Here is a 20,667-nt window from a genome sequence, read left to right as displayed (position 1 = left end):
TTACTTCACCCTCTCTTTAACAATGTCTACTATACTATTAATAATTCCAGTTCCCTGTAAATTTTTCCGGTGCAAAATACTCTTTTCTGCCTGCAAAATTTCACTTAAAATTAGTACACGTTCTTGCGATAATTTACTCAGAATTACATCCACCTGTTCTTTTTCTTTAACCATAGTATCCTCCCTATTATATATCTAATAAATTGTATGATTTTTTTATCTCTACTAATTGCTCATGTGCCTGTGAATTATTACGTGCTAAATCTGCAAATTCTACAAACCTTATTAATTCACGTTTCACCATTTTTCGTTCTATATTAAAAACGCTGGGCTCCAAATATTCAATCTCATCAATCTCTCTTGGAATAACAATAAAATCATGAATATATGAATACCGCTTATTAGGGTGTTTCCTTAATACCCTTCCTCTCCTTTGAATAAACTCTCTTGGATTAGTACTACTAGCAAGAATATAAGCATTCTGGGTAGCTGGTACATCTACACCTTCATCTAAACATTTTATAGCTACAAGCGCTTGGAGCTCTCCTAATTCAAATCTTTTTAATAACTCTTGTCTCTGTAAACTACTTTCATTAGATGTAAATGTATGAGCTCTCATATTTAATTCATTCCCCAACAATTTCACAACTGCACTAACCTGTTTTTCGTTATCTATTGAGCTATCTCCACAGTATATAATGTTATATTTAGATTCTTTATTTTTCTCTATCAACTCTTTTAATTTAATAAGTTTATTTCTTGCACTATTTAAAATCCTCGCTCTTTCAATCAATAATTTTTGTAATCCCTCATTCCCCTTTAAGTCTAATTCTCCATTAGGACTATAAAAATTCGATAGTTTTCTTGTAATTTCATAGTATTTTTCATTTTCATCTATATCTAGATAAACCACATGAGGATAATAATAATATTCTGTTAAAAATTCTCCTATAGCTTTTTTTAAACCAAACTCAAAAACTACTTTTCCTCCAAAATATTTTAGCAACGCTTCAGTGCCTTCCTCATCATACCAACGATTAGGTGTTGCAGATAAAGCTAAGCGATATGGGAAATGCTCCATAAGATTCATTCTATTATTAATAGCACCTAGATGATGGGCTTCATCCGCTACAAATACAACTTCTCCTTTTAATTGAGATAATAAATCTTGCATCGTCTTGCTTGAAAAAGTCTTATTTGTGGTTATTAAACAAAAATGATTAATAATACCATTTTTAAACGCACTAATATTGAACCTCAAATCCTCTTCCCATAAATTTCGAGATTGTTTCGCTACCAATGGGTTCATATTAAATTTTTTAATGTCTTTTACCCATTGATCTACTAAATGTGTATACGGACAAACTATAATAACCGCTAATCTGCTTGATAACGCTTTCCATAAGAATGATACCGCTGACAATGCCGTAATAGTTTTTCCTGTGCCCGTTGCCATCTCGAGTAGACCTTTACATTCATTTTCAAACCAACTCTTTATAGCTTCCTTTTGATAATCTCTGATTGTATACTCTTTAGGAATATCCGGAAAGTAGCAACGTTGATTATCTTCTTTAATAACAATATTAGACTGGATTTCTGGATCAACCTTCTTAATTGTATATTCTTTAAAGCTTAATAATTTCTCCTTAGCAGCTTGAGGAAAATCGATAACCTGAACTTTATTTGTTTTATTCTGCCATAACAAATCAAAGTCCCTATCTTTTCTCTCTACTCTTATCAACTCGTTTTTGTTCCACGAGCAAAATACATCAATAGATTCAAAATTATTATATAGACCTCCCTCTGTTTCATTAGCAGATCCAGAAAAGGCTATTTTATTTCCTTTTCCATCCTCCATAATACCGATTTTTTCATGATATAAACCATAGGTAGCGCTATTTGATAGAGTAGCAATTTTTATCTCTAACCTTCCATTTGCTATTAACCATGCTAAATAATTTAGTCGTTCTTTAACAACTAAATCTGCTGGCTGATTTAAAGCTCTTAATAAGGATTCCTCTATCACTTCATTACGTGCTTTATATCCAGATTCGATCGCTTCAATATCTGCCTTTTCAAGATAAGGTGATGCAATCAAGTACATTTTCCCGTTATTACTAATCATCTCATTTAACCCTTTTCCTACAATAGCTAAGGAAGCACTCGTAAAATAACCTACTGCACGCTTATATACCTTTGTCTGAGCTAACGTAGGTATATAAAAATCATTTACAATATTTTGTTCCTCATCACCAGATCTATATTGATAACTAATATCTAAATCTTTGAAATCCATATTTCTCCTCCCTTCTAAAGAAGAATTTTACTTACTAAATTCCAAACGGAATAGTGTACTAAATTTATTTAAATGCAGAATTATAATATGCTTTATGTTCTCTAATATATTTTATCAAAAATTATCCTTCTCCACTATCTGTTCAATCACCTCTTTTCCAATAAAAGTTAGGTGGTATATCACTTCACTCTTATTGAAATATGTTACAATTACATACAGGGTATCCCTATACTTCATGCTCATATTAAAGGTGGTAAAAATGAATAAATTAAAAGAACAAGAGCTAGAATTACTAGCAAAAATTTGTAAAGAAAATGAACTATCAACAAAACTAGCATATGACTTATTGCGTTCGGCTGAAAAATTTTCATATGAAAACACAAGTGAAAATCACAGAAAAAAAGATTACCTAGATTTAATTGATTTTTATGCAAAATAAAGTAAAGGTGACTACATAATGTTATTTAAAAAACTTATTTTTGATAATTATAAAACGTATTATGGACATCAAGAAGTTGACTTCTATATCCCAAAAGAGGTACGTGCAGAAGGCGAAAAAAATATTATTTTATTAGGCGGCCTAAACGGGGCTGGAAAGACTACAATTTTAAAAGCAATTTTATATGTTTTATTCGGAAAAAGAGGGTTCTCACCTGCTGAGCATAAACGTGTATTTTCTAATGTTATTAACAATACCTTCTTTGACGAAGGTGGGAGAGATTGTTCTGTAACTCTTGCTATTGAAACGGATAAAAATGAAGAATGGACTCTTAAAGTTAAATGGGGCTTTGATCACAACAAAAGGTTAATTAGTGAAAACCGTGATTTAACTGTGAAAAAGCCTGGTGCAATGATTGGTAAAACTGTACGTATTGATAATATAGATACTTTTAATCGCTTTATGGATAAAATGATTCCATATCATGCTGCACCCTTTTTCATTTTTGATGGTGAAGAAATTAAAGATATCATTTTACGACAAAATAGTGAAGAAATGAAAGAAGCTATTCACAAAATTACTGGGATGGAAACCTATAAATTATTACTATCTGACCTCTCTTCTATTAAGACTGGCATAGAGAAGAATTTAGCCAAAGCGGTTGATCAAAACAAACTAAAAAGTTTAGATGCCAATTTAAAAGAATACGAAGAGCAAATTCAACATCTAGAAAAACGAAAAGAACTTATTTCTTCTGAACGAAAGAAATTCGACGGTCTAATCAATGAAGTAAAAAATGAACGTAATGAAAAAATTACAACTAACTCCAAATCAAGAGAGGTTATTGTAAAAAAACAATCAGGGCTAGCAACTGAGTTACGTCTAGCTAAAGAGCAATTTGAAAACTATTTCAACAATAATGCTATAAACATCATTCTAAAAGAAAAAACTAAAGTACTACAGAACAGATTAAAATTAGAGTATGATATTCGTCAAAAGAAAATGATACAAGACGCTTCTTTAATGCCTTATGAAAAATTTATGGATGAATTATTAAACCAATCATTCACTCCTCCCCTTTCAAATGAGCAATTAAATCAACTTAAGGAAATCGGGAGAGAAATTTGGGTTAAAGAAAATAATATCGAAAAAGATATATCCGAAGATCACGTAGATATTCACGACATTTCAAATAAAGACTATAACTACCTTGTAAATCTCCCTGCTAGAAATAATAGTTATGTTATAGATTTAATAAATAAAATTGAGAAGCTGAACCTTGAATTAGAGGCATTAGAAATTGAAATTAGAAATGCACCTGAAACGATTGATATTAGCGCAGAAAATGAACGTATTGATATCCTAACTAAAAAATTAGGAGAACTGAACTTAAAATATAAATCAATTATGGCAAAGTTAAATAAAATTAAAGAACAAAGAACAGCCGTTGTAAACCAGTTAACCCGTCTTTCTGATCAAGGTGCAGATTATGATGCTCTAAATAAACGATTAATTTATGTCAAAAAGTTGATTCATACTATGAATTCATATGTACATGAAATGACAAAGTTAAAAGCAAGCTTTATTCGCGAAGAATTTTCTTCAATGTTAAGTCGATTATTCCGTAAACAAGATGAATTTGGAAAAATTGAATTCGATATTTCAACGTATACTGTTAGATTATACAACGATCGTAATCAAGAAATTAGTATTCAAGACCGATCTGCTGGTGAAATGCAAATGATTTCCTCGTCACTAATTTGGGCCCTAACAAAAGCCTCTGATTTAGCTCTTCCTATGGTAATCGATACACCACTAGGACGCTTAGACAGTTATCATCGAAATCATTTAATTAACCATTACTATAAAGAGCTTAGTGAACAAGTAATTATCTTATCTACAGATACAGAAATTACCCAAGACTATATTAATTTCATGCAAGAGCATTCATATAAGCAATACATGCTTGATTATGACCAATCAAAGAAATATACAGTTATCCGCGATGGATATTTTGATTTTATAAAGGTGTGATATTATGGCAAATAGAAGAATGAACCTCTCAGGAACAGGTAAAGAAACCCTTGACCTACTCTGTGAAGTACTTGAGATTGATCGACCACAGGGGATAAAAATAGCGTTAGCAAAAGGTATTGCTAACGCTACAGGAAAAATAAATGATGACTTTAAAGACGGAAAAACCAAATGGACAATCCCAGATAATATAATTAAAGATAAAGAGTTTTTACTCTTTAAACATTTAATTATTAATGAAATGCAAGTTGCTTTAAATGAAGATGAAATCACACATAGCATGCTTTTGTATATAGAATATGGGCTAAAGGTCATCAAACAAGAAATAGACAATTTATCTTCATTAGAAGATTACCGTATTATTGTATTAAACTAAAAGTAAAAGGAACCACCAAGGTGGTTCCTTTTTATATTCTCTCAGATAAAGATATAATATCAACCACCGTTACAGTTGGTTGAGACAATTCACCATTTACTTGTAACACAGGTCCATGTACAATACATTGACCTTTTTTCAATGTTGAAAGTCTATTCTCCCATTCTTTTTTCTCTGAAGAATCGTTAGATAGACTAGTAGCAATTGTAGAAATCTCTTGTTCTGGCGGCGCAAAATAAACCTTCTGTGAAGCATTTTGTAGCCTTGCTAATTCATCAGTAGCCAATTGAGATTTTAAAAATTGAGTTGCATACCATGCTGACCATCCAAATTTACGTCCTTCTTGTAAAATTCGTGCAGAAGGTGATTTTTCCGTATGATCAAGGTTTTGCGCTTCATCCATTATGACAGGCATTGGATTATTTTTATTTCCAAACCTTACGGAATAATTCCAAAGGTCCCATAAAATAAATTCTGTAATCATTAATTGAACATCTCGAGGGTATCCAGTCAACTGAATAATAAAAATCTCACCATCACTATCTACAACATCTTTCCAATTTATTGTATTTTCATGGCTAAATGGATTACGATCGATTAGCGGTCTTATTTGTGATAAAGCCGTCTTAGCATAGCTAGAACCATCTTCTTCTAAACATTCTCTAAGCTTTATTAAGCTCATATCTTCCCCATACTTATCCAATCCATTAAGAGTACCTTCATAAATCGCATTTAATTGTTGCACACCTAACGTGCTATATACAGCAGCAAATACACTCTTAATTCTTTCAGCAACATCCGTATTAGATTCTGGAAGCGTAATTCCTCCAATATCCCTTTCATTCTTTTGAAACGGATTAATCGGAAGCTGCTCACTATATACAATCTTTTGTTTTAACTTTGTACCCATTGCTTGTACAAATTCATCTTCTAATTGGTTTGGTAAAAATCCTTCTGTATAGTCAATAACAATACTTGGAATACCTTGCTTCGACTTTTCTAATAATAAGCACTGCATGAAATATGTCTTACCTTGTCCGGATTTACCTGAGATCAACAAATGTCTATTCGCCAATCCTTTATTACCATACTCCCAATAAATCTTTCTATTCGAGTTTTCTGCCTTCCCAATTAGAATTCGGGATTCTTCTAATTTTTGTGACTCTCTTTCTTTTGTTTCTTCAAGAACTTCTATTGTATTATCGATTTTCTCTTTAGTAACCTCATTAGAATCAATAATTTCAGGCTTTACTTCTACCTCTACATCAACCTCTAATTCATTTTTTTCTGAGCTGAAAGATGACGCACTTTCTACTTCGCTACAGGCACCTGTATATTTATGAGAAAGTAATTCTTCCTTAATAAAATCGCCTTCTGTTTCTTGAATCCAATTCTTCATATCTTCCATTGGTTGTATAAGGCCACTATATCCATCAAACTCTGGAAGGTTTAATAGCGTAATCCCTTCATCCAGTTTAGCACTTCTATGATAAGCGTCTCGCTGGAAGGATAAAATAGCTCCTTCACCAATCGATGATTCTATTCCGTTGGAAATTATAAATTGATCTTTCAACAGTTTTTCAACCACTTTATTATTCAATTCATAATTTTTCTCTTCCCAGAATTTACTTTTCAATATTTTATTAGCATTAGAAATATAAAGTTGAGCAAAGAAATTACGATAGAAACGGCTAGCAAAAGAATTAGTTGTTAATGCATCATTGATTAATTTCTTCGTATGTTTAACTTGTTTTCTCGCCTTTTCTAATACATCGTTTTTATTAGCTCCGATTTTTACTTCGACAGGATAAAAATGCATCATTACATCATTCTCTACTTGTTCCAAACCTATTAACAGTAAATCATCACTATGAACACCTTTTACTCCTAAGTTTTTAGCTGTAAATATGCCATCTGCTTTCTTTAAATTAACAGCACCTGCAACTCTTAAAACTTCTTCTAGAGAAATTGGCACCCATAAAATGTCGTGATGTTCAAAATATGCTAAAGAGAATTTTATAGCAGAAATAATACTTAACTTCTCTCTAGAATAATGGCCCTTACTACCAATAACACGAAGTAACCATTCACCATTAAAAGTATTAAATGCTTTAATAGTACTTTCTACATTTTCTTTTTTACTCTCTACTTGTTTTTCCTTTAAAAATTCTTCAATAACAAAATGATATTGTTGCGATTTGTCCGTTACAGTAATAGCATCATATCTACTTGAAGATGAATATTGATCACTATAATGAATAACGACTAGATTTTGCTCGTAATCATTAAAGAACTCCAGATCAAAACTTGGGTCTACAAATGTTACCCAATAAGATGATTTGAAAATTTCTTCTAGAGTTTCTTCATCAGCACTCGTTGTTCTAGAAAAAATCGCTTCACCTTTTCGATACGTATTATTTCCACCATTATGAAGGTTTGCGCATAATTCATTAAAATAATACGTTGTTTGTGTTAAAAGATTCTCTTCCTCTACAGCATATGCTTTAACACCGAAACCACTCTTATAGTTTTCATTACTCTTCATTGAAGGTACTGTAGTGTATAACCCATCAATTGCTAAACCTGATAACATTTCATCCATAGATTGTAATGCATATCGCTCTTGCGCTTGCATTTTATAGAAAGAAATATGAGCATACTTATATTCTTCGCCCATTTCTTTTTTATAATAAAATAGCTTTTCACGAATAAATCGCAATATATCCTGAGGTTCATGCTGCTGTTTTGCGCCTAAATTAATATTAAATTTTGTTTGAAACTCCTCTACCGATTCTATTCTTGAGAAATTATCAAATGCACTGTCCTGGCTTTCTTCTTTATAAAGTGTAACTTCAACAGCTTTTAAACCTTCAGGCCCTTTTGATCTAATTCTTTCAAGCATCCAATTTACGATACCTCTAAAGGTTTCATAATCGTTTTCAATATTGATTAAATTAATTTGCAACGGTGCCTTAGAGTACTCACTAAATAAATAACCAAAGTGTCCTTCAAACTGCTGAATTTTATCCTCAATTACTTTTGCTAAATATTGATTAGCATCCGATACTGAAACTTGATTAACTGGTTTAAAGTCCATCCACTCTAATGCTATATTCTGATTATCTGGTCTATACAATTGATCTCGCTCATTATAAATATATGGAACTAGTCCATCTGGTTTTAATCGCTGTAAAATACTATTATCTACTTCTTCATTTAAAAGTAAATTATTCAATTTTAATTGGAAAGCGACCATAACTGGATGGAATGGTGTAAATTTAATTACATTATTCCCCATAACTGTCCCTAACTTAAATAAATCTCGTCCACGTTTGCCGGCCTCATGCCCTTCTTCAAAACTTTTAATCTCTTGTATAAAAGCATTCAAATATTCTTCTGCCCTTTTAACTAACTCTTCACTGTAATAACATAAGCTTGGTATACCTCTTTTAATTTTAAAGTAAGTTAAAAATCTACTATAAGCTTCTCTTAATTCATCGCTAATGGACACCTCTTCAGGGACCAATGCATCGGACTCTACTACGGCACATCTAAGTCCATTTTCAATCCATTGGTACTCCCACTCGAATAAGTTTTTATATTCCGGGCTTAAATAGAATTCTCTATTTCCAAAACGCAATCGATTATTTATCCATTCAAAATCTCTTTGCTGCTCACGCTTTAATTTCCAAATTCGCGCGCCATTAATGGGGGTAGATTCCGGTAACTCATTTTTCAATATAAATGGAATGATTGTTCCATTCTCCGTCAAGCGAATGTTAACTCGCATCTCTTCTTCATCATTATACGCTTCTGGTTGAGGGAGAATAGTAAGTTCATCATCTACGCTACAATCAATAGTTGCATTTTCCTCATAGACTTCCATTGATTTTTTGTTATAGCCTTGTCCAAATGAAAGCTCATTATCTTCATGCTGAAGTTCAATCAGGCACTTATTAGGAGCTATCAAATATGTTGTTTTAAAAGCATCTAATACATATGGGTCAATTGGTAGTACCACAATAAATAGTTCTACACCTAAAGTTGATTTATCATCATGCTTATAAGCCAACCTAACAAATGTAGGTTGATTACCCTCTGTTTTTATAACCGCACTAAGGTTTATTTTCCCTACCGATACTTCTACATTTTTCTTAAACTTCGGAGGTACTTTTACGTATTTATTCGATAAACTTTTAACATTTCCACCTTGAATTGAAAATGCCACATTTAAATGTACTTCTTCCTTACCTTCTGGATTAAATATAACTAAGTGTCTTTTTCTTTCCCCTGCTGCGGTTTCCTTTTGAGGTTTATCCCAAAATTGTAATCCTTCTTTAACTGTTAACTCTTTTAAATTGATTGATGCCTTTTTATTAAGATCTAAATAATCCTGATGAAATCGATTAACATCGGCAAAATTAATTTCTTGCCACTCTTCACGTTTTAATTTACTAGCTCCCTCAGGGGTGAATTTCTTTTCTAATTCTTCTGCTCCTAAACCGAAATCATGAATTTTCCTAACAAATTCATATAATTCTCTATTTGCAATTAAACGTTCTTTTTGCTTATTCCCTTTAAAAGTAGCTAATTCTTCATCTTTAAAAACTGCAAATTTTTGATAGTCTTTATCTTCTATCGTACCCTTTGCAAGAGTAGAAAAGATTTCTTCAAACTCAAAAAAAGTAACTTGTTGATGTGCCTGTTCTTGCTTAATCATCTCCATGTTTTCTATAAGGATAATTTGAGCAGTTTTATCTAACATACTGCTTTCAATTTCTTGTCTTAATCCCTTTACTATAGAATTAGGGTGTAACGGCATTCCATCCTTTTGAAGATCACTACTTCCACCTTGAATTGAATCCAACTGCTCTGAAACTATACTCAATAAAGCTGTATCTTTCCATACACCTTTTTGTTCACCAACTTGATTTCGTAAAGTAACTAAGAAATCTGGTTTAACATTTTCATTTGTATAGGCAATAACAAGTTGAATATTTTGTATTTCAACTGAAAATGTTTTATACGGCTCACCTAATTCATGCTTATATACAAATTGCTTAACATTTTTCTGCTCTTGGAATGCTTCTACTAAATTCTCTACATCCTCTACTTTATCTAGCTGTAAATAAAATCTATCACCGGCTTTTATTGAACGATTTTTAAAATCCCCCAATAACAACTCACATATATAATTATAAAATTCGTTTGACATACTGTGCATCACCACTATCACTTTTTTTATCTAGAATATTATGAGAATCAAATAGTTCGATAATCATCTTTTTCGAATGACGATCAAAAGCTACTCCCCTTTTTGAAAATTCCTCAAACAAACGATTTAACGGCATTCTCTCTTCTTTTACACATACAGCTGTTAAGAGTAACAGCATTTCATGACTCATATTAAAAACAGCCCCTATGCTGCCTCGATTTTTCAGAAAAACATCTGCCCCTAAATCTTCAATGTTCTCTCCAAACTTTTTACATGCATCTGTATTCATTCCCTCTTTTAGACAACTAAACAATGTTTTAAAAACCTCAGATATATCTTCTGGTGCATCTTTAGGTGTTACTCGCTTTGCCCAAAGCTCACTATATTTATTAATCCATTGTTTACTATCTGTTAAAAATTGCTCTGAAACATCCAATCCTTTTTCATTTATTAAATCTTTTAAGTATCTATAATTCATAAATTGAAAACTTTGCTTTTCATCCGCTTCTTCATCTTGAAGCTCGTTATAACTTAATTGAGACATCGTGTGTATATGCACAAATAAATTTGGTGCTTTATCTTTTATTCTTCTAAATCCTTCTAGTTCATCCGCAGCTTTTCTTCTCTTACTAATAGATTCCCATTCTAAAGCGAAATATAAAGGATTAGAATGCGTATAATCCGCTTCATCAAATTGTTCAAACTTCACAACTAATTGACAAACATACATAAAGCTATAAAAATGCGTAAGTAATGGGAAAGATTTCAAGAAGTAATCTTTGTATTGACTTAAAAATAGCAAGTCTTCCTGGTAGAAATTCGCTAAAAATCCCATTAAAGGTTGATATTGTTTGACCGGATCTTTAGCTGGAATATCTAATTTATTTAATATGAGTTCTGTTAATATATCTTCACTTTCCTTATTCTTAAATATAGAACTAATACTTACTTCATCATGAACTAGCGTATCTTTTATAAATTGCCCATATTTCGGTAAATCTTTCTTCTCTTTAGGTGTAGCCATATAGTTAAATAAATATGGATGGATAGGTTTAATTTTATTATCTTGACCAAATAAATATTGATTTAAAAATCGTTCTAAATCATATTCCGCTTCCTGCGTATACTCAATTTCTTCCATAATTTGATCTACAAAAGGGTTTCTAGAGGAAAACAAGTCCTCTTCTTCACTACTCTTCTTATCAACTAGGCGTAAACCACAAACATTTCGGACGTACTCACCTAAAACTTCATTAAAATTTCCACGTATTGATTTCGTTCTTTTTGTAACAAATGGTAAAATATCTACAACTTTACCAACATCATGCTTGTTATTCCCCAATAACTGTTCTAATTTATCTATTTTTAATAGTGTATCCATTAATCACTACTCCCTTTCAAACACAAACGCACCAAAATCATCTCGATTTAATTTATAGAAACGAGAATCATTAGGAAAATGTATCAATAACTCATTCTCTTTCTCTCCAAATTTCATGATTTTCTCTACAAACTCTGTAAATTTAATTGCATCTTCTTCATCTTTTTTATTTGGACAATATCCCTGACAAACTTTTACTAATAAATTGTATAGTTGATAATCAATATCCAATTCAATAATATTTTTTATATCTCCATCATGATATGCTAACACAAGCGATGATTTAAACGAGTCTAGTACATCATTTTGATTAAATTTCAAATGATCGATTGATGGCTTTAAATTAAGTTGTTGGGCTAATCTATACTTATCACTTGGCTTGTTAAGATAAATATATCCTTTTTTCGGACTTCCCTTCCATTTAAATAACGCCTCTTTTATTTCTTCATAAAAGACTTTAATTTCTTTTTTATTACCCGAATTGAAATCAAACAATTTGTTTACATATTTATGATACGTCTCATCCTCAATCTTTTGAGAGAAGTCTTCATTCGTTAAATATGTAATTCGAATAACAGTTTCCGAGAAACCAATAAATGATGGGCCATCTACTTTCTCTTCACTAATAAAAGGATTTAACCACCCCCTACCTTGATCAGATGTTACACAATGATTTAATATAGTATCCCATTCATTTAAAGTACTTAAATCAATAATAATTTGATCGATGTGTGAGGATCTTCTATGAACTGGGTCTAATTCATGTAAAGTCTTTAGGATAGGAGAACGCTCTTTACGTTTAAACATAAGATTAGGAACCGCTTGTTCTAACACTTCAAATTCTGAGAGAACTTCAATTACTTCTAATTTATCTGGAATAATAATGTCAGCTACAAAATTTAAAAATGCACGAGCAGATATAACTAATTTATATTTCACTAACGTTTGAATAATTAAATTAACAATTTGTTTTTGCACGTAAGGTTCCTGGATAAATTTATAATTCTCATGAACCATCGTTCGAATATTGTTTTTTGTATCCTCTTGATAAGCCAAATAAAAAGGATTTCCCTCTTCTTTATTAAATATTTTATTTAATAAAGTTAAAAAGAAAGTTGATTGTGGCCCTTTTTCTGTTAGTTCATACGAGTGATAGTCACCGAAACTAATTAGGTCAAAATGATCTTCGCTATAACAAGTAGTGATGCTTGAAGAAAATAGACCACTGCCGTCAACAAATCTATTTAAAGCTTCGTATGTATATTCTTCATGGTTTAACGTTATAAAGTTGTGAAGAACTCCCATATTGATTGCTAAAATAACTTTTTTATTTGATTGCCCAATCGATTGGTCGGAGAAATCTTGAAGTATTTCTTCTAAAGTCTCCATTGCATTTTTGTTAGGAGAAAAACTTTCTGTAGCATCATTAAAAATTTGATACCCTTCTAATAATTCTGGTTTATTCTCTTTTAAATACGCTAATAAATGGGATTTCCCATCTCCAACACTACCACAAAGGAGAATTAAGCTAGAGGAATTAAGTTCCTTATTTTTCACCAAAATACGCTCTAGGTCAGTTTGAATCTTTCTCTCTACGTGCATATATTTTTTAAATTGGCTAAATGCATTTGCGTTTTCAATAGCCTCTTGTGATGAATCTTGTAACCTTTTTAGCTCTCTCAATAAATAACTTTCTCCCTCAGGAAGGTCTTTACAAAGGATGCTCTCTTCCGCTAAGTCTTCAATAATAGTTTCTTCTTTTTTTACATCATCCTTATTAGTAATACCTATTAATTGCATTACTTGCGCTTTCACCATTTCTTGTATATCTGCTTCATTGCTTTGTGCTGGTCTTGGATGCTCATATGCAGGTATTTTTAATTGTTCAGGTGAATATACTTCATATAACCAAACCGCAATATTATGCATGACTTTATGCAATTTAAAAGCTGCACTAATATCATTAAACGAGCCATCATGCGCTGCTTTATTACCGGTAAAACGAACTGTATCAAAGTCCCTCTGTACTTCCGCTGTTATATAACCTTCTTTTGCAAGATAGGAAATTTTATCATAAAGTGATGAAATATATGGCACCTTTATATCTTCTTGAGCAAATACCTCATTCAATATAGCCTCAGCAAATAACCTAGCCTTCACAATTGCACTTGCTGGGTCTTCATATATTAACTCTTCCATTTTTTTCGCATTAACCGCTGCAACTTGGTTAATATGCTCTATAAAACTTAAAAAATATTTTTCTTCAGACATATTTACTATCCCTCACGCCATCTCATTAGTATTTTAATAATATTTTATCATATTCTTTTATAATTAATTAATAACCGTGTGCGAATTACATAAAATATCCAAATATACAACCATACTCCCAGTTACTATATATATTTTATAAGAAATTTTTAAAAATATATGTAAATCTTAATATACATTAATTGTAACATTAAAACCGGTACTTATAACGTCACTTTTAATTTTAATTCGTATATCCAATCCATTCATTTAAAATAAACCATACATCTCCAACAACTTCCTACCTTCCTCAACAACCTCTTCCCTCAACTCCCTAGGCTCCAACACCCTAACCGAAGCACCCATCCCCAAAATCCACTTCTTAATCGACTCTTTCCCGCTCATCATCGCGCGGAAAAGGATGCTACCATCATCATTATGTTCTATCTTTTGATTCTCTCCCCAAATAGATTCTGGTACGGATACGGCGAATGGTGGATAGATGAGTAACTCTACTTCTAACGGTTCTTTCATAATGCCGAATTTCGGAAATTCTTCTCGAATATCAAAATCAGCGGGTATTTTATATGTATCATACAAAGTTTTAATATCTTTTATTCGAGATAGTTTAAACATACGTTTTTCCTTTTTATCATTACACAGGGCTAGGCAATAAAAGAATTCGTTGTAGTGTACAAAGCCGTATGGATCGATAATTCGTTCTGATCTTTCACCAGACCGTTTCTCATACTGTATTTTCACCTTGCTTCTTGTAAATAACGCTTCTTGTAGTTGTACATATTTTTGGTTTTCATTCGAAAACGCATGATTCGGCTTCGATCTTTGCACAAAATAAATATGACGATCTTTATTCGTTTCCACTTTCCGAACGGCATTCAATTTATCTAACGCTACTTGTGCGTCCCTTGCATAAATGTCATTACCCTTTGAAACTAGTTTTTGAATAGAGAACGTTAGCGCATCCAGCTCTTGTTGGGACATATTTTTAATAGGAAATAACGATGTATTTGAAAGGGAGTAGCCACCATATCTTCCTTTCGTTGTTTCAATTTTAATACCTGCCATTTCGATATCATCACGATAAATGCGGACCATTCGCTCTTTTACTTCTAATAACTCTGCCAATTCACCAATTCTCATTTTCCCTCTCGCATGCAGGAGCTCGATCATATATAGACAATTACTTAATTTACTCATATAACTCCTCGTTTCTATTCATCCATCCTCATTCAAGTATAAAAGAATAGAACTATCTTTTAAATTATTTCTATAATTACTTCTAAAAAAATCAATATATTACCCCAAAATGCACAGTAGCACACCCCTGACATACACCATCCCAATCAAGATGTTCTGGCAAAGTCTTTGTATTACAAAACTCACACTCCTGATACCGCCTCTTCCTAAAATCAGCAACCATACTAATACTCTCTTGAACTTCTACCGCTTTCTCACTGTTACTTAATTCCTCTAGATGTTCCCATAATAATATATGATGCGTAAACCGTGTCATATCTGGTACAGCGGGACTATTCCATACTAATCTATGGAACCCTATTTCTAATCCCATCTCTCCCGCACGAATAAACATGTTCGGATCAAAATCCAGCCCTCGTACTGCGAACTCGACGTTTATTTCTTTCAACTCGCAGACTTTCAATTGTTTTAACTGTGTTTTTGCTAATTTCATTATTGATAAATCTCCTATACATATATTATTATTTTTGTATTTTAATAAAATTTGTAGCAATAATGACCTTTTATAACTTGTTATTACAAAATTATAAACCGAAATCCAGTACTATTTACGTCACATATATCATTACTTACAACTAAACCAATAGAAGAGTATTAATCACTAACTTTCACCATCTCTCCATACCACTCATAACTCTCCTCCAAAAACCCCCTACTCTCCCCACTATCCTTATAAACCCCCTCCCAACCCCGCTCCCTCAAAATCCCCTTCCAACTATCACTCTCAACCATCCTCTTAATCACACCATCCCAATAAGCAACCTCTTCCTCCGTCATATCTTTTGGGCCCATAATTCCTTTCCAATGCTGGAATATGACGTCGATTCCTTGTTCTTTCCATGTTGGGATTTCTGGTAGTCGGTCTAGTCGTTTTGATGCGGATACGGCTAGTATTTTTATTTTGCCGGCTTTGTATTGTTTTTCGGCTTCGGATAGGGTCATGGTTGCGGCGCCTATTTGTTTGTTCGTTAGGGCGTTTATGATTTTTTCTTTGTTTTCGTAGACGAAGAATTGTAGTTCGGCAGGGTTTATGCCGAATGCTTTGCTTACTTGTACGAAGGATAGGTGATCGTCGTTTCCTAGGCCTGGGGCAACACCGATTTTGAAGTTTTTCTTGTTTTGTTTTAGTTGTTTCATTAGTTGGTTTGCGGTTTCTACGCTAGAGTCTTTTGATACGACAACGACTTCCCAGTCCGATGCGAGAGTTGCGAGCGGCGTAAAGTCTTTATATGTTAGTTTACTGTGGCCTAGTAGGTTGTTCGTTATGAGTAAGCTTGAGTTAATCGCCAGTACGTGACCGCCTTTTTGTTTCGTATATTTCCATCCGACGTCACCACTGCCACCTACTTTGTTTGTGACTGTGATTGGTTTTGTGAAGATTTTTTCTTCTGTCAGCGTTTTTTGCATCGCCCGCGCTGTTAAGTCCCATCCGGCTCCTGGAACGTTTGGCGCAATGATTTCTACTTTGTCTATGTTCACTGTATTCGTATTGGATTTTTCCGAGGAACAACCAGCTATTACTCCTGTCATGATCCATATACATAGTAATAATCGTTTTTTCATAGTCCTCGTCCTATTCGGTACTTTCGTTCTGGTCGTCCAATAATGCCGTATGTGTACTCTACTGTGCATTCGCCGGTCGCTACTAAGTATTCTAAATATCTTCTTGCGGTTGTTCTGGAGGCACCCATTTGTTCTCCCATTTCTTCTATTGTAATGCCCTCGTCGAATCCTTTTATAATTCCTTTCACTTTTTGCAATGTTAACGGATCAACACCTGTCGGTAAGTTTTTTATGTCTTGTGTTTGCGAAGTCCCGAAGAAATTATCGATGAGTGCTTGATTTACTTCATTGTTACTATGTAATAGTTGCTTCTTTCTTTTATAGTCTTCAATTGTGCGAACAAATTTTTCTAACGTGACTGGTTTTATAAGGTAGTTGCTTACGCCGTTTCGAATTGCTTTTTCTAGCATATAGTTTTCATTCGCCGCCGTTACCATAATGACGTCAACACTTGGAAAGTCAGCATGGATTTTTGGTAATAAGTCGGTTCCGATCCCATCTGGTAAGTAATTATCTAATAGAAGCAAATCGATTTCTTCTCTTTGTAGTAATTCCATCGTTTCTTTCGCATTCAATGCTTTTCCAATCACTTTTACGTTCTTTATTTTCGATAAAAACTCTTCTTGAATTTGCGCGACGCGGAAATCATCTTCTGCAATTGCAACCTTCAACATATGTTCATCCCCCTGTTTGTTATGTACTTTCTCTCAATGTTTTCGGAAGGTAAATTGTAAAAATAGCTCCCCCGTTTTTCTCGTTTTGAATTTCAATTGTTCCCCCTAGTAGATCTACCATTTCTTTCACGTTTGCTAGTCCGTAACCACGATTATTTCCTTTCGTTGAAAATCCTTTTTGAAAAATGGACGTGATTTTTTGTGCCAGTATCCCTGCTCCACTATCTATCACTTCAAACACAATATCGTGTCCAATATCCGTAACGAAGAAGGAAACACTCTTTTCCTCTCGTTCACTCACCGCATCAAATGCATTGTCGATTATGTTTCCAAGAATCGTAATAAGGTGCGAAACTTTTATATGGTCTGGTAACGGATGCAGCGCACTATCTCCTTCAATATGAAAATCGATTTTCTTCTCAGATGCTGTTCCGATTTTTCCTAATAAAATTGCTTGTACTTTTGCATCATGAATTTGATGGAATAAAATATGGTTTTGGCTTTGATGAATGTTAGATTCTTGTTGGATAAATTCAATCGCTTCCTTGTAATGTCCTAACTGAAGTAATCCTGATAAGACGAAAAGTTTATTTGTAAATTCATGCGTTTGAGCACGTAAGTCCTCTGAATACTTTCTTACCTCAGATATCGTATTCACTAAGTTTTGCAGTTCTGTTTTATCTCTAAAACTACATACAACGCCTACCGTACTATTATTTTCGAGTATCGGTGTCATGTTTAAAATAAACACTTTATCTTGAAACGCGATTTCTTGATCGTTTTCTAGCACTCTTTCCATATTAAAATTCGGTAAAACTTTTGAAATGTGCTGCTGCATATAATCATCATTTACATGAAGCATTTCTTCTGCTGAGGTGTTCATCATCGTAATAAAACCATTTTGATCAATGGCGATAATCCCTTCTTTTATAGATAGTAGTATTGCGCTTCGTTCCCGGTATAACGCTGCGATTTCATTCGGCTCTAAACCGAGTGTATCTTTCCTGATGCTACGCGCTAAAAGAATGCCACCAACAATGCCGGCTAATAATACTGCTAATGAAAAGAGGATAATTTCTTTCGTTCTACTCAATATGTTAGATTCAATACCTTTTATTAAAAACTCTACTGTCACAACGCCTACTACTTGATCGTAATCTCCGTTATGAACAATAATAGGTGCCTTCGCCATTAAAGCCGGGCCACTTGAACCCTTCCCTTCGAGCGTATAGTATCCGCCAAAAGTGAGCGCTTCATAGTTATACGGGTTGTTACTCTTTGTGCCAATTAACTCCGAATTAGAATGGGAATACATAACCCCAAAGCGATCTTCTATAATGACATAATCTGCACCAGCTTGCTCACGAACTTGTTCCGCAATAGATTGAATCGTACTTTTATGCTCGTTATTTTGAAAAGCTTCTTTTATAGCAGGCATAAAAGAAAGCGACTTCGCTGTTTGCAGTGCTAGTTGCTCCACTTGGCGCTTCGTATCAACGGACTGAATGTACACAAATATTCCCGCTAATAGGAGAACGACAAATAAAATTAACGCGATAATTAAGCTTACTATTTTCGTTTGCAATGACACTTTGTGTGATTTCTTCATGCTTCATACCCTTTGATAAAATATTCTAAACTATCAATCTCCTTTTTCTATTATTATGACAAAACTAATAATGAAGCAACTATTAAAACTCTCCATGTACATAAAGTACAAAAAGAATAAAATTGTCATAATATTGAGATTCCATTCCGTAGACATTACAATTCAACTATAATGAACACGCTTTCATATATACCTTTTATTACTAAGCAAGAGGAGGAATTAGTATGGCTCAAGCAAAATCTAATCGAGTCGCCGGCAATATTTTCAAAGGTTCTGTCGGTAATTTAATTGAATGGTACGACTGGTACGTTTACTCTGCTTTCGCTGTTTATTTTTCAGCAGAGTTCTTTCCTAAAGGTGATCCAACGAGTCAGTTACTGAACACAGCAGCTATTTTCGCAGTTGGATTTTTAATGCGCCCTATCGGAAGTTTATTAATGGGACGCTATGCAGATCGGCACGGACGCCGGGCGGCATTAACCCTTTCCATTACGGTTATGGCCGGTGGTTCTTTAATTATCGCCTGTACACCGAGTTACGAAAGCATCGGTATTATGGCACCAATTATTTTAGTTCTTGCTCGTTTACTTCAAGGGTTGTCACTCGGCGGAGAGTACGGAACTTCCGCAACGTATTTATCTGAAATGGCTAGTAGTGGACGCCGTGGTTTTTATTCAAGTTTCCAATATGTAACGCTCGTTGCGGGACAGATGGTTGCGTTAGGCGTTCAAATTGTTCTTCAGCAATTACTAAGCGAACCAGATATGAAAGCTTGGGGATGGCGTATTCCGTTTATTATCGGAGCGATGGGCGCAGTAGCTGTATTATGGCTTCGCCGCACGATGGATGAATCGGAGCAATTTGCAAACATAAAATCACAAAAACGCGAAAGTGCAGGAACCGTTCGCGCTCTTATGAAACATCCGAAAGCTGTATTAACAGTAGTCGGCCTAACATTAGGAGGCACTGTTGCATTTTATACGTACACAACATATTTACAAAAGTTCATGGTAAACACAGTCGGCCTTCCGAAAGAAGTTGTAAGCTGGATTAACTTTGTCGCACTACTTATTTTCGTCGTACTTCAACCGATTGCAGGGCTACTATCCGATAAAATTGGACGCCGCCCACTATTAATGGCATTCGGTATTCTCGGAACGTTACTAACAGCACCGATCTTCTTCTTCATGGAAAAAACGACAGAACCAATCGTAGCATTTTTACTCATGATGGTCGGTCTCATTATCGTTACTGGTTACACATCAATTAACGCAATTGTAAAAGCAGAACTCTTCCCAACTGAAATTCGTGCACTCGGCGTAGGTTTACCATATGCTCTAACAGTTGCGATATTTGGCGGAACAGCCGAGTTCATCGCATTGTGGCTAAAAAGTATCGGAATGGAATCACTATTCTACTTCTACGTAGCTGGATGTATCGCGATCAGCTTTATTACGTATTGGCGTATGGATGAGTCATCGAAGACTTCGCAGATCGAGGCGGAGCTTGGTGGTGGGGATACATTAGTTAATAATAAGTCTAGTTAAAATTA

The 20,667-nt window shown here is 33.7% G+C and carries 14 protein-coding genes; 4 read left to right on the top strand and 10 right to left on the bottom strand.

Going from position 1 to position 20,667, the window contains the following annotated elements; genetic code table 11:
- On the bottom strand, nt 1–174 hold the full coding sequence (locus MR107_RS09515) for a hypothetical protein (protein WP_170959944.1): 174 nt from the start codon (nt 172–174) through the stop codon (nt 1–3).
- Nucleotides 175–187: 13 nt separating this feature from the next.
- Nucleotides 188–2,296: a DEAD/DEAH box helicase family protein gene (locus MR107_RS09510; RefSeq protein ID WP_242292306.1), complete on the bottom strand. Its 2,109-nt coding sequence runs from the start codon at nt 2,294–2,296 to the stop codon at nt 188–190.
- Between the two features lie 259 nt (nt 2,297–2,555).
- On the opposite strand from MR107_RS09510, the gene MR107_RS09505 reads away from it, so the two are divergent.
- The 3 genes from MR107_RS09505 to MR107_RS09495 are packed head-to-tail and all read left to right on the top strand — an operon-like array spanning nt 2,556 to nt 5,145.
- The gene (locus MR107_RS09505) at nt 2,556–2,735 is read left to right on the top strand and encodes a DNA modification system-associated small protein (protein WP_001037504.1); all 180 of its coding nucleotides are present in this window, start codon (nt 2,556–2,558) and stop codon (nt 2,733–2,735) included.
- An 18-nt stretch (nt 2,736–2,753) separates the two neighbouring features.
- Nucleotides 2,754–4,769, top strand: a complete 2,016-nt coding sequence (gene dndD / locus MR107_RS09500; RefSeq protein ID WP_242292305.1) for a DNA sulfur modification protein DndD — start codon at nt 2,754–2,756, stop codon at nt 4,767–4,769.
- Nucleotides 4,770–4,773: 4 nt separating this feature from the next.
- Complete coding sequence (locus MR107_RS09495; protein ID WP_242292304.1) at nt 4,774–5,145, top strand: hypothetical protein; 372 nt, start codon at nt 4,774–4,776, stop codon at nt 5,143–5,145.
- 31 nt (nt 5,146–5,176) lie between these two features.
- Here MR107_RS09495 and dptH read toward each other — a convergent pair whose 3' ends face one another.
- From dptH to MR107_RS09455, 8 genes are all read right to left on the bottom strand, one after another.
- Nucleotides 5,177–10,360: a DNA phosphorothioation-dependent restriction protein DptH gene (gene dptH / locus MR107_RS09490; protein WP_242292303.1), complete on the bottom strand. Its 5,184-nt coding sequence runs from the start codon at nt 10,358–10,360 to the stop codon at nt 5,177–5,179.
- Nucleotides 10,341–11,741 carry a DNA phosphorothioation-dependent restriction protein DptG gene (gene dptG, locus MR107_RS09485; RefSeq protein ID WP_242292302.1) on the bottom strand — a complete coding sequence of 467 codons (1,401 nt, stop codon included), beginning with the start codon at nt 11,739–11,741 and terminating at the stop codon, nt 10,341–10,343. Before dptG ends, dptH begins: the two co-directional genes overlap by 20 nt.
- 6 nt (nt 11,742–11,747) lie before the next feature.
- Entirely contained in the window at nt 11,748–14,012 is a 2,265-nt protein-coding gene (gene dptF, locus MR107_RS09480) for a DNA phosphorothioation-dependent restriction protein DptF (protein WP_242292301.1), read from the bottom strand.
- 249 nt (nt 14,013–14,261) lie between these two features.
- A complete protein-coding gene (locus tag MR107_RS09475; RefSeq protein ID WP_242292300.1) occupies nt 14,262–15,209 on the bottom strand; it encodes a helix-turn-helix transcriptional regulator in 948 nt (315 codons plus the stop codon).
- A 91-nt stretch (nt 15,210–15,300) separates the two neighbouring features.
- Nucleotides 15,301–15,702: a hypothetical protein gene (locus tag MR107_RS09470; RefSeq protein WP_242292299.1), complete on the bottom strand. Its 402-nt coding sequence runs from the start codon at nt 15,700–15,702 to the stop codon at nt 15,301–15,303.
- Nucleotides 15,703–15,863: 161 nt separating this feature from the next.
- Entirely contained in the window at nt 15,864–16,832 is a 969-nt protein-coding gene (locus MR107_RS09465) for a tripartite tricarboxylate transporter substrate binding protein (RefSeq protein WP_242292298.1), read from the bottom strand.
- On the bottom strand, nt 16,829–17,506 hold the full coding sequence (locus MR107_RS09460; RefSeq protein ID WP_000921569.1) for a response regulator: 678 nt from the start codon (nt 17,504–17,506) through the stop codon (nt 16,829–16,831). The genes MR107_RS09465 and MR107_RS09460 overlap by 4 nt, the downstream gene beginning before the upstream one ends.
- Nucleotides 17,507–17,525: 19 nt before the next feature.
- Entirely contained in the window at nt 17,526–19,115 is a 1,590-nt protein-coding gene (locus tag MR107_RS09455) for an ATP-binding protein (RefSeq protein WP_242292297.1), read from the bottom strand.
- Nucleotides 19,116–19,339: 224 nt separating this feature from the next.
- On the opposite strand from MR107_RS09455, the gene MR107_RS09450 reads away from it, so the two are divergent.
- Nucleotides 19,340–20,662 (top strand): MFS transporter, encoded by a 1,323-nt coding sequence (locus MR107_RS09450; RefSeq protein WP_000035824.1) that lies wholly within the window; start codon nt 19,340–19,342, stop codon nt 20,660–20,662.
- Nucleotides 20,663–20,667 lie beyond the last annotated feature (5 nt).

The organism is Bacillus cereus group sp. BfR-BA-01441, from assembly GCF_022663075.1.
In the GTDB taxonomy this organism is placed as follows: domain Bacteria; phylum Bacillota; class Bacilli; order Bacillales; family Bacillaceae_G; genus Bacillus_A; species Bacillus_A cereus.
This window is presented reverse-complemented; position numbering and strand designations above follow the sequence as displayed.